Annotated in this window: 3 protein-coding genes; 2 read left to right on the plus strand and 1 reads right to left on the minus strand. The window is 72.9% G+C overall.

Translation table 11 applies throughout. The features are described 5' to 3' along the window. Positions 1–268 precede the first annotated feature (268 nt). On the plus strand, positions 269–607 hold the full coding sequence (locus AB0J52_RS37325) for an ArsR/SmtB family transcription factor (protein ID WP_500187666.1): 339 nt from the start codon (positions 269–271) through the stop codon (positions 605–607). After that, on the plus strand, positions 604–1,782 hold the full coding sequence (locus AB0J52_RS37330) for an MFS transporter (protein WP_500187667.1): 1,179 nt from the start codon (positions 604–606) through the stop codon (positions 1,780–1,782). The genes AB0J52_RS37325 and AB0J52_RS37330 overlap by 4 nt, the downstream gene beginning before the upstream one ends. A 234-nt stretch (positions 1,783–2,016) precedes the next feature. Here AB0J52_RS37330 and AB0J52_RS37335 read toward each other — a convergent pair whose 3' ends face one another. After that, positions 2,017–2,181, minus strand: coding sequence for an LmrA/YxaF family transcription factor (locus AB0J52_RS37335; protein ID WP_500187669.1), 165 nt, complete (start codon positions 2,179–2,181; stop codon positions 2,017–2,019). Positions 2,182–2,189 lie beyond the last annotated feature (8 nt).

Consider the following 2,189-nt stretch of genomic DNA (forward strand, 5'->3'; position numbering starts at 1 on the left):
GGCTCCTCGCCGTCTCGCGCCGCGCCGTCACGCGCCGCCACCGCGCCGCATGGTGCGGCGCTGCCGCCGTCGCTGTCGCTTCTGCGTCGCGCCACTACCGCGCCACGTCCACGGCACCGCTGCGCCTGTGCCGTCCCGCCACCGGGTCACGTCGCGCCGCCACCGGGTCGCGTCGGCGTCGCAGTAGAGGTCGAGGTCGGAGCTTGATCGTTCGGGAATTGTCGCACTATGATCGTTCGACAATTGTCGAATGATTAAGGAGGTTCCGATGACGCCCGCACGGGTTTACGAGCATCCTGAGACCGGCGAGATCGCGATCCCGCGGGTGCTGTTCGCGTTGAGCGAGCCGTTGCGGCTGTCGATGGTGCGGACGCTCGCGGAGCGCGGCGAGGTGGACAGCATCGAGCTGGGGCCGGACCTGCCGCGCTCGACGCTCACCCACCACACGAGCCTCCTGCGCGAGTCCGGCGTGGTGTTCGTCCGCGCCGAGGGACGCAAGTGCCTCATCCGGCTGCGACGCGACGACCTGGAGGCGCGGTTCCCGGGCCTGATCGACGCGGTCCTCGACGGGTACGAGGAAGCCGCTCCCGCGCGGGAGGACGCGTGATCCGCCGTGTCTGGCCCCTGGTCGCGTCCGCGGTCGCGCTGGGCATCGACGCCTACGTCCTCGCCGGGGTGCTGCCCTCGATCCCCGGCTCGCTCGGCACCACGCTCGCGGCGGTCGGGCTGTGCGTGACGGCCTTCACCGCCGCGTACGCCCTGGCGGGACCGCTGCTGTCGGGCACGCTGATCCGCGGGAGCACCGCGAGGGCGCTGCTGATCGCGCTGGGCGTTTTCAACCTCGGCAACGTCCTCACCGTGGCCACGCCGAACATCGAGGTCCTCCTCGCCTCGCGGGTGATCGCCGGAGCGGGCGCGGGCGTGCTCACGGCGGTGGCGACCGCGTCCGCCGCCGCCATGGTCGCCGACCACGAACGAGGCCGTGCCATGGCCATGGTGACCTTCGGCCTGTCCGCCGGGACGGTCGCCGGGGTGCCGGTCGGAATGCTCATCGGCGACCGTCTGAACTGGCGGTGGACGATGGGCCTGGTCGTCGCCATCGGCGTCCTCAGCATGGTCGCCGTGGCCGCCAGGGCGCGGACGATCCCGGCGCTGCCCGCCTCGCGCGGTCCCGCCTTCGGAGTGCTGCGGGCACCGAGGACCCTCGTCGGCGTCGTCGGCGCGTTCCTCCTCGGCGTGGCCAGCCTCGGGCTCTACACCTACCTGCTGCCGATGGCCGAGGCCCGGGGCCTTCAGGATTGGGACTTCGCGCTGGTGTGGGCGTGGGGTATCGGCGGAGTCAGCGGATCCGCCCTGGTGGGCAGGGTTCTGGACGCGTCCGGGCCCCGTGTGCTGCTCGTCGCCCTGCCCGCGGCGCTCGTGGCGAGCTTCGCCGCCCTCTGGGCCTCCGACATCCCGGTGGTGTGGCTCGTCGCGGCGACGTTGTGGGGCGCCGCCGGCTGGGCGAGCGTCCCGACCCTGCAGCAGGCTCTCACCGGGGACCGTCCGGAGCAGGCGATGCCGATCGTGGCGTTCCAGATGGCCGCGATGTACCTCGGCTCCGCGGCGGGGGCCGCCGTGGGTAGCAGCCTGCTTGCCAACGGCACCGCCCCGGACGACCTGGCCGCCTGGGCTCTGGCGCCCGCGGCGCTGGCGCTGTTCCTCACCGGATGGATCGCGGTCGCGGCCCTCCGCGCCCCGTCCCGTCCCCGCGTCCAGGCCCCGGCCGAGCAACCCTGCTAGGCCGTCCCTCGAAGTCGGCCGCCCTACTGCGCCACGGACGCCGACTTCGGACACACCTAGGGCTAGTTTCAAAGCGGCCTCAGCCACGCGCGCGAACGCGTGACCTGCCCGGTGGAGCGAAGCCGAAGGCGAGCGCAACCGGGCAGATCGCGAAGCGATGCCGCGTTCGCCCAGGCAAGGTCACGTAGCGAGCCGTTAGGCGAGCGCAGTGGGCCGGGACTGTGACAACACGCCCTAGTCGATCGCGTTGCGGGTGAGTTCCTTCAGTTCGGTGACGACGGCGTCCAGGGGGCGCAGGTCGCGTTCGGCGCGGCAGAGGATGGTGGCGCCCTCGACGGACGCGACGATGAGGGTGGCCAGCCGGGCCGCGCGGACGGGGGAGGCGCCGGCGTTCTCCAGGCCCGTGG

It is taken from the genome of Spirillospora sp. NPDC049652 (genome assembly GCF_040675125.1).
Taxonomy (GTDB): Bacteria; Actinomycetota; Actinomycetes; order Streptosporangiales; family Streptosporangiaceae; genus Spirillospora.